Origin of the sequence: Variovorax sp. R-27, assembly GCF_049913215.1 — a bacterium.
Classification (GTDB): Bacteria; Pseudomonadota; Gammaproteobacteria; order Burkholderiales; family Burkholderiaceae_C; genus Variovorax.
Window position 1 is genome coordinate 4,315,847 of the sequence record NZ_CP183984.1, and the last position, 15,617, is coordinate 4,331,463.

The following is a 15,617-nucleotide window of genomic DNA, read 5'->3' on the forward strand; positions in this document are numbered from 1 at the left end:
TTCTTGTTCTCTTCGAGCTTGTGCGTTGGGTTGGTGGAGTGCGGCGCGCCGCGGCGGGTCAGCCCATGAAGCCGGGTGTTCGACCTGTCAGTGCGGGGTTGGCGGCAGCTGTTGCAATGCCCGGCTTCATGCCACCCGAAGCCATGCCGCTCATCACACCGGTGATCGGCGCACCCATCGGCCCCAGCTTGGCGCCGGCCGCCTGGATCGCCATGCCGGTTGCTGCCTGGCTCGCCTGGCCGAGCAGCGCCTTGGCGCCCCCTTGCTGGATGGCCTGCGCTGCACCCACAGCCTGCTGCGCGACACCGGCCGCCTGGGTTACCTGGCCCAGCGTGCTCGCGGCCTTGCTGCCCATGCCTGCGACACCAGCGAGCGCGCCCGCAGCACCGCCTGTCGAACCGGTCATGCCCGCAAAGCCGCTGGTCAAGCCCGAAAGCCCCGATACAGCGCCGCCAGCCCCCTCGGCGCCTGCGCCCGTCGCACCCTTTGCCTTCCAGTCCTTGGGCGTGCCGAAGTAGCTCCCCTCCTCCCACGGGTCGCGGGGGTCCTTGCCGAATGTGACCTTGGCGGTGCCGATGGGCAGGCCCGAGACGGTCGCGAACCCGTTGCGGTCGAAGTTGCCGGCGTGCGTGCCGCCTTCCGAATCGACCACGGTGAAGTCGCCCTGCGCCACGCCCTGGCGCTTTTCGCCAGTCGGCTTGATGTACTGGTGGTACAGGTCGAGCTGCCCCTTCGGCACCTGCGGCGGATTGGGCAGCGCAGGCTTGCCCTCGTTGGCGGGCCCGACGAGGCTGTGTACCGATGCATGCTCGCGCCAGATGCCGGAAGTGCCGTGCTCGATCCCGCCCGAACTCCAGCGGCTGTAGCTCGAGCCTCCGTTGATCACCACCTCTTCCTTCGCGTGGATGGTGATCTTGTTGGCGGTCTGAGTGATGTTGAGCTTGGCCAGCACGTTGACGCTGTCCTTCAGCGCCTTGATGTCGATGTCGGCACCGGCCGCCACGAGCCGCATGCCGGCCTTGGAGGCGAACATGCGGATCGCGCTCTGCACGCTCACCAGCAGGCTCTTGCCCGCGCTCACGCTCGTATGGCCACCGCTGGTGAGCGCGCTGTGCTCATTGCTCACGATGTGGGTCGAGCCCTGCGCCACGGTTTGCAGGCCCTTGGCGCTGGCCAATGTCAGGTGCGATTCCTGGAACTCGGGAAAGTCGCCCTGCTCGCGATTGCCGCCCTGTCCCTTGATGGCATCGTTCTGCTCCTTGAGGCTCGTGGTGACCTCGTCCTGGTCGCCGGCCTCGTGGGCCTGTGCTCCTTGCGCCACTCCGCTCAGGCCTTCATGCAGATCGCGCGCCTGAGTGAGACGGCCCACCGTCTCGCTCATGTCGGTGATGTGCGCCTGCGCATTCGGGCGTGCCTCGGTGGTGACCAGCAGCCCCTTGCCCGCACGCACCACCCCATGCCCGTCGGTACGCAACTCGAAGCCCTGCCCCCGGGCATCCTTGCGCCCCGCCGTGTCCTCGATGCGCCCGATGTGCCCCACGCTCAGTTGGCTGGCCTGGTGGTCACTGCGCAACTGCGCCTGGATCTTGCCCTGCGTGTCGTCCAGCACGATGTGGTTGCTGCGCCCGCCGCCCAACTCGCGGCTCCTGATGCCCGACAGGTGCTTCTGCTCGGGCAGCTGCCACGCCGGCATGGTGTCGGCGTTGTGCACGCAGCCGGTGACGATCGGGTAGTCGGGGTCGCCGTTCAGAAAGTCGACGATCACCTCCATGCCGATGCGCGGCACGGAGGTCATGCCGAAGGTGGCGCCTGCCCATGCGGTGGACACGCGCACCCAGCAGCTGGAGTGTTCGTTCTCCTGCCCGATCCGGTCCCACTGGAACTGCACCTTGATGCGTCCGTACTGGTCGGTCCAGATCTGCTCGCCCTGCGGGCCCACCACCATGGCCGTTTGCGGGCCACGGGTGCGCGGCTTGGCTGTGGTGCGCTGCGGGCGCCAGGCGTAGCTGGTGGGCTGCGCGTCGAAGGCGAAGCGCTGCACGGAGCCGTCTGTGCCTTCTGCACCCTCGCTGGCTTGCAGGTTCTCCTGCAGGTGGTAGCTCACGCCCACGAGCAGGTACTGCTGGTTCTGGTCGGCCTTGGGGTGGCCGGTCAGGCGCAGGGTGTGGCCGGTGGCGAGTTCGCGCAGGTTGGCGCGGCCGGTGACGCGGCTGCGCTGGCTCAGCTGTTCTTCGTTGCGGATGCGCGCGTAGGTCTCGCCGTCGCCGTGCTGCACGAAGCCGCCGGGCCATTCGTACTGTTCGTAGGCGTCGTGGTCGTGCCCGGGCGGCATCTGGCGCAGGTGCGACAGCTCGGCCTTGGGCTTCTGGAAGTCGTAGTCGTCGTTGTAGTGGTGGCCCGAGCGCACTTCTTCCGCGATCTCCCACGCATAGATGCGCTCGCGCTGGCCCATGCCGGACTTCTCCAGCGGGTGGTAGCGCACTTCTTCCCCGCCGGGCAGCGGGCTGTGCGAGTGGGCGATGTCATCGGCGAACACGAGCACGTGCTGCGACGCTTCGTGCCTGAAGTGGTAGTAGATGCCTTCGAGCTCGCACAGGCGAGAGATGAAGTCGAAGTCGCTCTCGTGGTACTGCACGCAGTAGTCCCACTGCCGGTAGTCGCCGCGCGTGAGCTTCTTCTCGATGGGATAGCCGTAGCTGCCGAGCACTTCCATCACGATGTCGGGCACGCTCTTGCCCTGGAAGATGCGAAAGTCGCTGCGCCGCGTGGCCAGCCACAGCCAGGGGCGCAGGCGCATTCGGTAGAAGGAGTGCCGCGCATCTTCCTGCTCCAGGCCGAAGCGGGTGGCGATGCCGCCCAGGTAGCGCACGCCGCCTTCGGTCTCCACCGACACGGTGGCGGCCTTGCCCAGCAGGGTCTTGGGGTCGATGTTGTTGCTGTTGCCCAGCAACTCGATGTCGAAGGCGTACAGCTGGCTCAGCGCTTCGCGGCCTACCAGCTGGCGGAATTGCAACGCATCGCCTGCGGGCGTCTGGATCGTTACTCGGCGCGTCATTGCAACGCCCCGTCAGCCCTGTAGCCCCAATTAATTAATAAAGACTTAAAAAATAAGAATATTGTTTTAGCAATGAGCTTCATGCCCACCTCCCGCTGCACATTTTGACAATTATTTTAAATGTTGATTTATCGTAAGAATCGATGCGAAAAATAGATGGCCAATTAAATCAGCATAAAGTTCGCCCCCCTGCCACTGCCAGTGCAGGAAGTCACGCGGAGGGGCAATGCGTGATGAATTACTGGTCCGAATCAATTGCCGTGCCGGAGAAGGCTCGGCCCGTGATGAGTGAGCACTGGTCGGAAGACTGAAAAGCGAGCCCGAATTGCGCTATTTCCGATGCTCGCCCTTGGCTATGCGTGACGAAGCCACTGCCGGGCCGGGGCTTTGGCGACAAAAACGCGTCAGGGCGCGTATCGCTGGCCAACCTCGATGAATACGACTACCCGAACATCGGGCGGTCGTTGCGCAAACTGGCTTCGGACCCGCGAAGACAGCAGCGAAGGCGGGAAAGGCCGGCAAGAAGCAGTAAGCCGGCCTTTCCGTGCCAAGGGGGCTCAGGCCGGCTTGCGTGCCGTGAGCCACTGCGCCGGCGTCAATGCTGCCGCCACCACGCGTACCTCGCCGATGTTGCCGAAGAAGCCGTCAGCGCGCGCACCGTCCCACGAGCCGCCACCCACCACCCATGGCGATGTGGCCGAGAGCGTGGCCAGCCCGGGGATGGCCGCGGCGTTGCGCAGCACTGGCGCGCCTTCGACGTACATCGTGGTGTCGTGCGAAACCGGGTCGTTGACGATCGCGACGTGCACCCAGCGATCGGCGATGACCTCGCCCGACCAGTTGGCCTTCGGCTCGCGAGTACCAGCCGGGCTCGGCACCACTTCCCACTGCACTTCGCGCAGGCTCGAAATGGCGAACAGCATGGGCGGTGATTCCGGGTCGCCGCCCGAATAGCCCGCGAGGTCACCGCGACGGCCGTCGCGCGTCATGATGTTCATCCACGCTTGGTTGCTGCTGGTCCAGCTCTTGTCGATCTTGATGAAGGCTTCGATGGTGTAGCCGCTTTCCAGCGTCTGCGCGTTGATCGGCGCAGCCGTGTCGGTGAGGAAGTAGCTCAGGCGCGGCGTGTTCTTGTTGGTGTTCAGGAAACGCACCGAGCCCGGTGCGGCGGAAAGGTAATGGCGGTCATCCGTCCACACGATGTCGCCGTCGGCAGCACCTACCACGCCGCCCTGATTCAGCGCATCACGGTGCAGCGGGTTGTTGCCCGTGACGTCAGCTACCACAGTGCCCGGCAGCACCGGCTGGTTGACCGCGCCGCCGAAGAAGCGCCAGTGCGCCAGCGTGTTCGCGACCTTGGGGTAGTCGTCCGAGTTCGCCGCAGGCCGCTGCTCGATCGTGGCCGGGTCCTTGTAGTTGGCCAGAATCATCGCGCGGGCCTTGTCCACCAGCGAGCTCTCGATGGTGGCGCTGCCGGTGCCGAAGCTCTTGTTGAAGCCCGCAAAGCGCTGCGCGAAATCCATGTCGATGACAAAGGCCTCGTTGGGCGTGGTGAGCACGGCCTGGTCGAAGCTGTTGAGCGTGGCGGCCGGCTTCTGCGGCACCCACGGCGAGAACGACAGCACCTTGATCTTCTTGTTGGTCAGGTCGAACTCGTACAGGCGCATCAGGCCGTTGCCGCCCTGGTAGGCCATCTGGTAGTCGACCACCATCTCCTCGACCTTGCGGCCGAAGTCGTTGGTCTTCGTGAGATGCGCGGCGCCATGGTGATGGCCGTTGAGCGTCATGAAGATCTGGTCGTTGTCGCGAATCAGCTTCTCCCAGAGCATCTTGCCGTAGTCGGTCTCGAGCGGGCTGGTGCCGTCGGGCGCGATGTTCAGCAACTGGTGGTTCACCAGGATGACGGGCAACGTCGGGTTCTTCGCAATCACCTGGCGGGCCCAGGCGATGCCAGCGTCAGAAATGCGCCATGACAGCGACAGCACCATGAACTTCTGGCCTTGCGCCTCGAACACGTGGTACTCGTGGAAACCGCTGGGGTCGCGCGCGCCGAAGGTGGCCTGCTGCTTCGCACGCTCCGCGCCGAACCACTGGATGTAGGGCTCGTTGGCGGGAGTACGGCTGGCATCGGTGCCGCCGACGGGGTCGATGCTGTAGTCGATGTCTTTCAGCACGTCATGGTTGCCGGCGAGCACGCTGTAGGGCAGCTTCGCGTCTTCGAGCACCTTCATCGCGGCATCGGCCACCTTCCACTGATCGGGCTTGCCGACCTGGTCGACCACGTCGCCAAGGTGGATGGTGAAGGGAATGTTCAGCGCCTTGGCGTTGGCGGCGATCCACTTCGTCTGGGCAGCGAAAGGGGCGCTGCCGAAGCGCTTGTCATATTGGTCGCTCTCGGCGGCAGTGGCATAGCGTGCATAGAACTGCGTGTCGGGCATCACGGCGAGCGCGAAGCTGGAGATCTTGGCTGCGACGGCCGGCGGAGCGGGCGGCGGCGCCGATGCCGGGGCGGGTGCAGGCGCCGGCAGCGGGCCCAAGGCGGGTGAACCGCCGTTACCACCGCCGCAGGCCGCGAGCAAGGCGCTGCTGCCGCCAACGGTCAGCAGCGATGCGCCGAGCTTGAGCACCTGGCGGCGCGGCGGCGTGTTGCTGTTGTTGTTCTGTTCGGAATCATTCGATTCGGCGGGCGAAGCAATGCGCGGCGTGCGGGCGCCGCGCGGGTCGTCGGAAACGGACATGGGAAAGGAGGAGAAATTGCGAAGCTCGCAGCGTAGAAAGCTGCGGTGACAGGGGCATGCAAGGCCCATGACACATTGTTTCCCCGTCAGGCCCTACTTCTTACTGGCCGCGCGCTCCATCCGATCCAGCCTCACCACACGCCACGCACAAAGGCTGCCAAGCACAGCCAGCAGCGCCGCCGCCGTGAACATCGTGCGATAGCCGAAAGCCTGCGCGACCGCACCGCCAAGCAACACGCCCAGCACGCCGCCAAAGCCATAGCCGATCACCGTGAACAGCGCCTGCCCCCGCCCGCGCAGATGGCCGGGGAAGCGGCGCGACACCACTGCGATGCAGGTCGTGTGGTGCGCCGCGAAGCTCAGCGCATGCAACCACTGCGCCACGATGAGCGCCGCAATCCAGCCGCCCAACCCTGCTGTCAGCCCCAGCCGGGCGACGGCCGCGATGCCGCACACCAGCATCCAGCGCGGCATCGGCATCAGGCCGATGAGCCTGCCCTGCAAGAAGAACCACACGATTTCCGCCACCACCGACAGCGCCCACAGCAGGCCGATGGTGCTCTTGCCGTAGCCGATCGAATCGAGGTACAGCGAGAAGAAGGCGTACACCGAGAAGTGCGACATCACCTGGAAGAACAGCGCCGCGAAGAACCACCGCACCGCCGGATTGCGCAACACCGGCCCGATGGGCTCCTTCACTGTGTCGTGCGCCGCGGGCGGCTCGCGCACGTCGGGCAGCTTCATGGTCGCGATCAGCACGATGGCCAGCGTGCCCGCGGCCCAGGCCGGAAAGTGCTTCATGCCGAAGCGCTCGAACCACTCGCCTGCCACGAACACCGTGAGCAGAAAACCGGCCGATCCGCACAGCCGGATGCGCCCATAGCGCCCCCAGTCGCCGGCCACCAGTTGCGCCATCGCGGCCTCGGTGAGCGACATCATCGAGCTGGTGTGGGTGAACATCACGAGCAGCACCAGCGCGAGCCACCAAGCGCCGCCGTGCCACCACAGCCCGAAGGAGCTGAGCAGCGCCACCGCCGCGCTGAAGCGCAGCAGCTTGACGCGCTGCCCCGTGTGGTCGCTGAGCGCGCCCCAGGCATAGGGCGCGAACACCCGCGTGATCGACTGCACCGAAGCCAGCAGGCTGATGGTGAAGATCGGCAGCCCCAAATCTTTGAGCCACAGGGGAAGGTACGGATTGAAGAACCCGATGTGCGCGAAATAGCTGGCCGACAGACCAGCGAATGCCAGCATGTGGCCGCGTGCTGCGGCCACTGGTGGCGGGGCGGACACTACAGGAAGGACGCCTGCGGCGACGCGGCCTCGGTCTTGCCGGCTTGCGCCTGCACGTCGCCGCACTGCGCGCGGTTGCGCAGCACGTGCTCCATGACCACCAGCGCCAGCATGGCTTCGGCGATGGGCGTCGCGCGAATGCCGACGCACGGGTCGTGACGGCCCTTGGTGACGACTTCGACGGGGTTGTTGTTGATGTCGATGGACTGGCGCGGGCTGATGATCGAGCTGGTGGGCTTGATCGCGATGCTCACCTCGAGGTCTTGCCCCGAGCTGATGCCGCCGAGGATGCCGCCGGCGTTGTTCGTGACGAAGCCGGTGGGCGTGATCGAGTCGCCGTGCGTAGTGCCGCGCTGGGTGACGCTGTCCCAGCCGGCGCCGATCTCGACCGCCTTCACCGCGTTGATGCCCATCATCGCGTAGGCGATCTCGGCGTCGAGCTTGTCGAACAGCGGCTCACCGAGGCCAACGGGCACGTTAGTGGCGGTGACCCGGATGCGCGCGCCGCACGAATCGCCGGCCTTGCGCAGGCGGTCCATGTAGTTTTCCAGCGCGCTCACGTCGGCGATGGGGGCGAAGAAGGGGTTGTTGGGCACGTGCTCCCAGCTCTCGAACGGAATGGCGATTTCGCCGATCTGCGTCATGCAGCCGCGAAACACCATGCCATGCTTCTCAGCCAGCCACTTCTTGGCGACCGCGCCGGCCGCGACCATGGGTGCGGTCAGCCGTGCCGAGGAGCGCCCGCCGCCGCGCGGATCGCGAATGCCGTATTTCTTCCAGTAGGTGAAGTCGGCGTGGCCGGGGCGGAACTGCTGGGCGATCTGCCCGTAGTCCTTGCTGCGCTGGTCGGTGTTCTGGATCAGCAGCGCGATGGGGGTGCCGGTGGTCTTGCCCTCGTACACGCCCGACAGGATCTGCACCGCGTCGGGCTCGTTGCGCTGGGTGACGTGGCGGCTGGTGCCGGGGCGCCGGCGATCGAGGTCGCCCTGGATGTCGGCCTCGCTGAGTTCCATGCCCGGGGGGCAGCCGTCGATGACGCAGCCGATGGCCGGGCCATGCGACTCGCCGAAATTGGTGACCGCGAAGAGTGTTCCGAAGGTGTTGCCGCTCATGGCGGGGATTATCCCTACAAAGCGGCCGCCCCTCAGTCGGTCGTGTTTTCCAGGCGCTTGGTCAGCGCGCCCACCTGCAGCTCGATGGAGAACAGCCGTTCGTTCAGCACCGCAGTCTGGAGCCGGATCGCCTCGATGATGGCCTTGGTCTGCGGGTCGGGGGCGTTTTCGCAGAGTTCGGCCAGGTCATGCAGCTTCTTGCGCAGTTCGTTGCTCATGGAAGGCTCCGGTGATCGCGTCGTGGAAGCCCCAGTATGGGGTTTCGTCAACGCTCCGGCAATGCGGCGGCACCCGGGGTTTCGAGTGCTACCGCCGCCCCACGCAGCCGGACCGCCACCAGCCCGCCCACGAACAGCAATACCGCCGCGCAGATGCCGGCCGTGAGGCGCAGGCCATGCAGCAAGGCCTCGCGGCCCGCCTCGAGCAGTTCGGCGCCCGCGCTCCCGCCAAGCTGCCCGGCCAGCACGACCGCGCCGCCCAGCGTGCTGCGGGCGGCTTCCACCTCGGCCGGGCCCGCAAGGCCCATCGGCACGGCATCGGCCATGGTGTTGCGGTAGATGGCCGCGCCGATGCTGCCGAGGATCGCGATGCCCAGCGCACCGCCGAATTCCGAGCTGGTTTCGGAGATCGCCGAGGCCACGCCCGCGCGCTCCGGCGGTGCGCTGCCCACCACCAGGTCGGTCGCAAGCGTGAACACCGGCGCCAACCCTAGCGAGGAGATGACCGCGCTGCTCACCATCCAGGCCAGCCCGTCCTGCGCGGGCAACACGGCCAGCATGCCGAAACCCAGCGCCGCCACCGCCAGCCCGCCGCCCATCACGAAGGCCGGTCGCATGCGCCGCACCAGTGCCGGCACGACCATCGAGCCGACGATGAAGGCGCCCGCGCCCGGCATGCTCCACAGGCCCGCATGCAACGGCGACAAGCCGAGCACCAGCTGCAGGTACTGGGCGTTGTACAGAAAGATGCCGAACATCACGAAGCAGGCCAGCATGTAGGAGCCGAGCGAAACGCTGAAGGCCGGCAGGCTGAACAACCGCAGGTCGATCATCGGGTCGGCCAGCCGCTTCTGCCGGCGCACGAACAGCGCTCCGAGCACCAGCCCGAGCACGATCGACAGCACCGGTATCGCATGCATGCCGTGCTCCGCGATCTGCTTGACACCGTAGATCACCGGCAGCACCGCGCCCAGCGACAGCGCCACGCTGGCCAGGTCGAGCCGGGCCGCGTCGGGGTCGCGGTACTCGGGCAGCAGCAAGGGTCCGAGCAGCAGCAGCAGCACCATCACCGGCACGCCGATCAGGAACACCGAGCCCCACGGAAAGAACTGCAGCAGCACGCCGCCCAGCACCGGGCCAATGACGGCGCCAGCCGAGTAGCTCGAAATCCACACGCCAATGGCGATGGTGCGCTGCCCCGGATCGAGGAACATGTTGCGGATCAGCGAGAGTGTGGACGGCGCCAGCGTCGCGCCCGCCACCCCGAGCAGCGCCCGGGTGGCGATGAGCATGTTGGCGCTGGTCGAGAACGCCGCCAGCACAGAGGCAATGCCGAACGCCCCCGCGCCGATCAGCAGCAGCCGCCGCCGGCCAATGCGGTCGCCCAGCGTGCCCATGGTGACCAGCAGGCCGGCCACGAAGAAGCCGTAGATGTCGACGATCCACAGCAACTGCGAAGCCGTGGGCTTGAGGTCTTCGCTGATCGACGGGATCGCGAGGTTCAGCACCGTGAGGTCCATCGAATAGAGCATGCATGGCAGCGCGATGACCGCCAGGCCGATCCATTCGCGCATCGTGGCGCGGGCCGGGGCTGGTGTGTTCTTCATTCTTTCAGGCAGCGAGGCTTAGCCAGCCCTCCAGCTTGACGAGCGCTCCGCTCCAGCCGTGGTTGTGGGCATCGCGCGCGGCTTCGTCGAAGAACTGCTCGTGCAGCAGCACCAGCTCGCAGCCCTCGGCATCGGGCTCGATGCGCACGGTAACGCGCGACTCGCGCTCGGGCGTGCTGCGCCAGGCCCAGCTGAAGACCAGTTTTCGGTTCGGAACCACTTCGAGATACGTGCCGCTCACGTCGTGCGTCTCGCCGTCGTTGGCCAGCATGGCCACGCGGAAGCGGCCGCCCACGCGCAGGTCGACCTCGGCGATCGGCACCGAGACGATCTCCTCGGGCCCGAACCAGAGCCTCAGCGCTTGCGGGTCGGTCCACGCGCGCCAGACTTTGTCGGGCGAGACGCGGTAGTGCCGCCTGAGGGTGAGCGAGGGGCGCTCTGCGTCGCCGGTGGAAGGGTTCGCCATTCGGTCTCCTCCTGGTGATAGAGAAAGCGCGCCAGTGCATCGAGGCGCCCGGTCCAGAACTTCTCGTAGCGGGACAACCACACGGCGGCCTCCTGCATGGGCCGGGGCGACAGCTCGCAGCGCACGATGCGGCCCTCTTTCGTGCGAGAGATCAGGCCCGCGTCTTCGAGCACGCGCAGGTGCTTCATGAAGCCGGTAAGGGACATGTCGTGCGGCCCGGCCAGCTCGGTCACGCTGAGACTGCGCTCGCCCAGGGCTTCGAGCACGGCGCGCCGCGTGGAATCGGAGAGCGCGGCGAAGACTGCGTCGAGGGCGTCGGTGTCCGGATGAGCGGCTGAGTGAACCATGCGGTTGAGTATCTGGAAGGCCTGCAGGCCCGTCAAGCGGCGCTTCCCAAAAGCCCCTTCGTGCGACCATTCATCCTGAATCATCGACAGGCAAAGGCCCCTCCAATGACCGAACTGCGCCAACCATATCCCCCGATCGAACCGTACGAAAGCGGCATGCTCGACGTGGGCGACGGCCACCAGATCTACTACGAGCGCGCGGGCACGCCCGGCGCCAAGCCCGCAGTGTTCCTGCATGGCGGCCCTGGCGGCGGCATCTCGCCCGAACACCGGCGGCTGTTCGACCCGGCACGCTACGACCTGATGCTGTTCGACCAGCGCGGCTGCGGCCGGTCCCTGCCGCACGCCGGCCTGGAGGCCAACACCACATGGCATCTGGTCGCCGACATTGAGCGTCTGCGCGAGCGCGCCGGTGTCGACAAGTGGCTGGTGTTCGGCGGCTCGTGGGGTTCGACGCTCGCCCTCGCCTACGCCCAGAAGCATCCCGAACGCGTAAGCGAACTGGTGCTGCGCGGCATCTATACCGTGACCCGGGCGGAGCTCCGGTGGTACTACCAGTTCGGCGTGTCGGAGATGTTCCCCGACAAGTGGGAGAAGTTCCAGGCTCCCATTCCCGAGGCCGAGCGCGGCGACATGATCGCGGCCTACCGCAAGCGGCTCACCGGCGACGACCCGGCGGCACGCATCGAGGCGGCGCGCGCCTGGAGCGTGTGGGAAGCCGAGACCATCACCCTGCTGCCGAGCCCGGCGATTGCCGAAGCGCATGGCGAAGATCATTTCGCGCTGGCCTTCGCACGGCTGGAAAACCACTACTTCGTGCACGACGCCTGGCTCGAAGAGGGCCAGTTGCTGCGCGACGCGCACCGGCTGCACGGCATTCCCGGGGTGATCGTGCACGGCCGCTACGACATGCCCTGCCCCGCGCGCTACGCATGGGCGCTGCACAAGGCCTGGCCCGAGGCCGAGTTCCATCTGATCGAGGGCGCAGGGCATGCCTACTCGGAGCCCGGCATCCTCGACCGGCTGCTGCGCGCGACCGACGGTTTTGCCAGCCGCTGAATCGCGCGCAGCCGCTACGGCCCGGGAACGCTTTATGCGTGCTGCACCGCACCACACAACCACCTGCGAAGGAGCGCCCCATGCTGGACCGTACCGCCACCCAGTTCTCCCACGTGAAGCCCGGCGACACAGAGTTCGTATCGGGTGGTTTGCGTGACTTTTTTCTCTATCGCGACCTTGGCATCGCCGAGGCCACCAACGGCAAGGTGATCGCGCATCTGGTCAAGGCCAACATGGCACCGGAAACGGGCACCGGCTGGCACCGCCACGAGGCGGACTTCCAGATCGTGATCATGGTCAAGGGCTGGGCCCGCTTCATGTACGAAGACAAGGAAACGCTGGTCGAGGCCGGCGACGTTGTGCACCAGCGCCCGGGCATCCGGCACTTCCTGTTCGACTATTCGCCCGACATGGAGTACCTGGAAATCGTCTCGCCGGCGGACTTCAAGAGCATCGACGTGGAGCCGGTGTGCGAGATTCCGGCGCCTACGCCCTGGAAGTAGGTCAGCGCAGGCGGCAGGCCTACTGAAGAAACCTGCCTTCCACCTGACCTCGCACGTAAAGACAGGAGGCTGTCTCCTCGGCCAAACACCCGGCGAGGAATGCTTCAAACAAGAGTCATTCGCAGCCAGAATGCCGGCCGATGCTGCTTTCGTTTGCATCGTCTCCAAGGCACTCACGATGACCCGCTCCACTCGCCCGATGCGTCGCCGCACGCCCATCGCACTCGCCCTGATCGGCCTGTGTGCTTCGTCCCTCCCCACCGCATTCGCCCAGCAAGCCGCGCAGCCCGCGGCTTCCTCGCCCTCCGCTGCGCCTGCGCCTGCCCCCGGCACCTCCGTCCCCGCCACGCTGCGCGAAGTGCAGGTTCAGGGCGCACAGGACAAGACCGGCTTCGGCGCCAACCCGTCTTCGCTGAACCGCCTGCCGGCCGACCTGCGCGATGCGCCGCAATCCGTCACCGTCATCAACCAGGCCGTGATGCAGTCCCAGGGAGCGACCTCGCTCGCAAGCGCGCTGCGCAACGTGCCGGGCCTGACCATCGGCGGTGCCGAGGGCGGGCAGATCGGCACCAACATCAACCTCAACGGCTTCTCGGCGCGCACCGACATCTACCTGGACGGCGCGCGCGACCGCGCCCAGTACTACCGCGACACCTTCGCGCTCGAATCGGTCGAGGTGCTGATGGGCCCGTCGTCGATGCTGTTCGGCCGCGGCTCCACCGGTGGCGTGATCAACCAGGTCACGAAGAAACCGTCGCTCACGCCCGCGGGCGAGGTCTCGGTGTCGGCGAGCACCACGGGGCTCGTGCGCTCGACCATCGACATCAACCGCCCGCTGTCCGACACCTCGGCCTTCCGCATCGCGGCCATGGGCCAGCAGGGCGACGCCAGCACGCGCGAGCAGACCAAGCTGAAAGACTTCGGCCTCGACGCCTCGCTGAAGTTCGGCATCAACACGCCGACGCAGGTCACTCTCTCGGCGCTGGTGCAGCACAACCGCGACCAGCCCGACTACGGCGTGCCGCCGCTCAACGGCCACCCCGTGAAGGTCGACCGCGACACGGCCTACGGCTTCAGCGACGACCGCACGATCTCCGACATCCAGGCCTTCAGCGCGGTGGTGCAGCACAAGCTCACGCCCGACACCTCGATCCGCAACCAGACGCAGTACAACGACGTGACCACCGATGCGCGCGAAACCGCGCCGCAGAGCATCGGCACGCTGTCGGCCAAGGGCGTGTTCACGCCCTTCTCCACCGGCACCACGGCCGTGCCGGCCGCCGCGTTCTCGTCGCTGCCGCTGAGCAGCCTGTGGGTGCGCCAGCAAAGCCATGACCGCACGATCCACGACAAGTCGCTGTTCAACCTGACCGAGCTCAACACCAAGTTCACCACCGGCTCGATCAAGCACACGCTGCTCGCCGGCCTGGAGCTGGGCCACGACACCTACGACAACCAGGCCTACTACCGCAACGGCACCTGCGCGGGCGTGGCGCTGAACCCGGCTGGCGGCACCAGTGGCTATGCCACCTGCTCGCCGCTGCTCGCGCCGTACCAGGGCAACACGCCGAGCACCGCGCCCTCGCTGCCCGGCAACCTGGCCACCGCCAGCGCGACGACCGTCGCGGGCTACGTGAACGACACCATCGAGCTGAGCCCGCAGTGGAAGCTGGTGGCCGGAGTGCGGCAAGACCACTACCGCGCGAGCATCTACAACAGCATTCCGACCGCGACCACGCTCGCCTCCGAAAGCCAGACCGTCGACTTCACCAGCGTGCGCGCCGGCGCCATCTGGCAGCCGACGCCCGAGCAGTCGTACTACGTGTCGTACAGCACCTCGTTCAACCCCTCGCTCGAGCAGCTGGTGGCCACCACGGGCAGCACGCAGCCGCTGCCACCGCAGAAGAACAAGGCCTATGAAGTCGGCGGCAAGTGGGACTTGAACGACGGCAACCTCTCGCTGACAGCCGCCGCGTTCCAGATCACGCAGACCAATGCGCGCTCGCAGAACAGCGACGGCACCTACAGCGCGACCGGCACGATACGCGTGAACGGCGCACGTGCCGGCGTCGCGGGCCGCGTGACCGACAAGCTGCAGCTGTTCGGCGCCTACACGCACCTGGACGCGACCATCATCGACGGCATCGCGCCCGGCACGCTCGGCAAGGTGCCCGCCAACACGCCGAAGGACGCGGCCAGCCTGTGGGCCACCTACGCGATCACGCCCGAGTGGGAGATCGGCGGCGGCACCACCTACAGCGCCAGGCGCTTCGCCAACAACACCGACCTCGTGCAGGTCGGCGGCTATGCGCGGCTGGACGCGATGGTGGCTTACCATCAGCCCAAGTACGACATCCGGCTGAACCTGTTCAACCTGGCCAATCGCCATTACTACGACGCGCTGATCCCATCGGACGGCGGCCGTGCGGTGCCGGGCTCGGGCCGCGCCGCCACGCTGTCGCTCACCTACCGGCTCTGAGTTTCCCCAGGAGCATTCGACACAACATGCTGGTCTGCATTCCCGGCGTCCTCGACCGCGAAGCGCTCGCGGCAGTTCGCGCGCGCCTCGATGCGGCCGGCGACGCCTGGGTCGACGGCCGCGTCACCGCGGGCCACCAGGGCGCGCCGGTCAAGTTCAACCAGCAGATCGACGAAGGCTCGGCGGTGGCGCACGAATGCCAGGCCATCGTGGCGAGCGCACTCGAACGCCATCCGACCTTCATCAGCGCGGCGCTGCCCAACCTGCTGTACCCGCCGATGTTCAACCGCTACAGCGAAGGCATGCGCTTCGGCCTGCACGTGGACGGCGGCGTGCGCATCGACCCGCGCACCGGCCGCAAGCTGCGCACCGACCTGTCGGCCACGCTCTTCCTGTCGGATGCCGACAGCTACGACGGCGGCGAGCTTCAGATGGAAGACACGCACGGCATGCAGACAGTGAAGCTCGCGGCCGGCGACATGGTGCTCTACCCCGCCACCAGCCTGCACCAGGTCACGCCCATCACGCGCGGCGTGCGGCTCGCGTGCTTCTTCTGGGTGCAGAGCCTCGTGCGCGACGCAGGCGACCGCGCATTGCTGTTCGACATGGACAACGCGATCCAGCGCCTCAACCAGAGCGGCGCCGACGAATCGGCGCGCCGCACGCTGGTGGGCACGTATCACAACCTGCTTCGCAAATGGAGCGATACCTGAGCTCTTGAACTCTCCCGGCTCGACACTCCG

General features: G+C 66.8%; 12 protein-coding genes. 4 read left to right on the forward strand and 8 right to left on the reverse strand.

Annotation, left to right across the window (positions count from 1 at the left end; genetic code table 11):
* Positions 1 to 58 precede the first annotated feature (58 nt).
* The 8 genes from ACN9MV_RS20270 to ACN9MV_RS20305 all read right to left on the reverse strand — a co-directional run bounded on the left by ACN9MV_RS20270 (position 59) and on the right by ACN9MV_RS20305 (position 10,833).
* A complete protein-coding gene (locus ACN9MV_RS20270; RefSeq protein ID WP_426389183.1) occupies positions 59 to 3,055 on the reverse strand; it encodes a type VI secretion system Vgr family protein in 2,997 nt (998 codons plus the stop codon).
* Between the two features lie 557 nt (positions 3,056 to 3,612).
* The gene (locus ACN9MV_RS20275; protein WP_426389184.1) at positions 3,613 to 5,793 is read right to left on the reverse strand and encodes a LamG-like jellyroll fold domain-containing protein; all 2,181 of its coding nucleotides are present in this window, start codon (positions 5,791 to 5,793) and stop codon (positions 3,613 to 3,615) included.
* 93 nt (positions 5,794 to 5,886) lie between these two features.
* The gene (locus ACN9MV_RS20280; protein WP_426389185.1) at positions 5,887 to 7,044 is read right to left on the reverse strand and encodes an MFS transporter; all 1,158 of its coding nucleotides are present in this window, start codon (positions 7,042 to 7,044) and stop codon (positions 5,887 to 5,889) included.
* Positions 7,045 to 7,082: 38 nt separating this feature from the next.
* Entirely contained in the window at positions 7,083 to 8,195 is a 1,113-nt protein-coding gene (aroC, locus tag ACN9MV_RS20285) for a chorismate synthase (protein ID WP_426389187.1), read from the reverse strand.
* Between the two features lie 32 nt (positions 8,196 to 8,227).
* A complete protein-coding gene (locus ACN9MV_RS20290; protein WP_093050601.1) occupies positions 8,228 to 8,413 on the reverse strand; it encodes a hypothetical protein in 186 nt (61 codons plus the stop codon).
* Between the two features lie 47 nt (positions 8,414 to 8,460).
* Complete coding sequence (locus tag ACN9MV_RS20295; protein WP_426393184.1) at positions 8,461 to 10,032, reverse strand: MFS transporter; 1,572 nt, start codon at positions 10,030 to 10,032, stop codon at positions 8,461 to 8,463.
* Positions 10,025 to 10,486: an SRPBCC family protein gene (locus tag ACN9MV_RS20300; RefSeq protein WP_093179515.1), complete on the reverse strand. Its 462-nt coding sequence runs from the start codon at positions 10,484 to 10,486 to the stop codon at positions 10,025 to 10,027. The genes ACN9MV_RS20295 and ACN9MV_RS20300 overlap by 8 nt, the downstream gene beginning before the upstream one ends.
* On the reverse strand, positions 10,375 to 10,833 hold the full coding sequence (locus ACN9MV_RS20305; RefSeq protein WP_093179562.1) for an ArsR/SmtB family transcription factor: 459 nt from the start codon (positions 10,831 to 10,833) through the stop codon (positions 10,375 to 10,377). The genes ACN9MV_RS20300 and ACN9MV_RS20305 overlap by 112 nt, the downstream gene beginning before the upstream one ends.
* 105 nt (positions 10,834 to 10,938) lie before the next feature.
* On the opposite strand from ACN9MV_RS20305, the gene pip reads away from it, so the two are divergent.
* From pip to ACN9MV_RS20325, 4 genes are all read left to right on the forward strand, one after another.
* On the forward strand, positions 10,939 to 11,892 hold the full coding sequence (gene pip / locus ACN9MV_RS20310; protein WP_426389189.1) for a prolyl aminopeptidase: 954 nt from the start codon (positions 10,939 to 10,941) through the stop codon (positions 11,890 to 11,892).
* Between the two features lie 80 nt (positions 11,893 to 11,972).
* Positions 11,973 to 12,395 (forward strand): cupin domain-containing protein, encoded by a 423-nt coding sequence (locus ACN9MV_RS20315; RefSeq protein ID WP_093081559.1) that lies wholly within the window; start codon positions 11,973 to 11,975, stop codon positions 12,393 to 12,395.
* A gap of 178 nt (positions 12,396 to 12,573) precedes the next feature.
* Positions 12,574 to 14,874, forward strand: coding sequence for a TonB-dependent receptor (locus ACN9MV_RS20320; protein WP_426389190.1), 2,301 nt, complete (start codon positions 12,574 to 12,576; stop codon positions 14,872 to 14,874).
* Between the two features lie 26 nt (positions 14,875 to 14,900).
* Positions 14,901 to 15,587, forward strand: a complete 687-nt coding sequence (locus tag ACN9MV_RS20325) for a Fe2+-dependent dioxygenase (protein ID WP_093050628.1) — start codon at positions 14,901 to 14,903, stop codon at positions 15,585 to 15,587.
* Positions 15,588 to 15,617 lie beyond the last annotated feature (30 nt).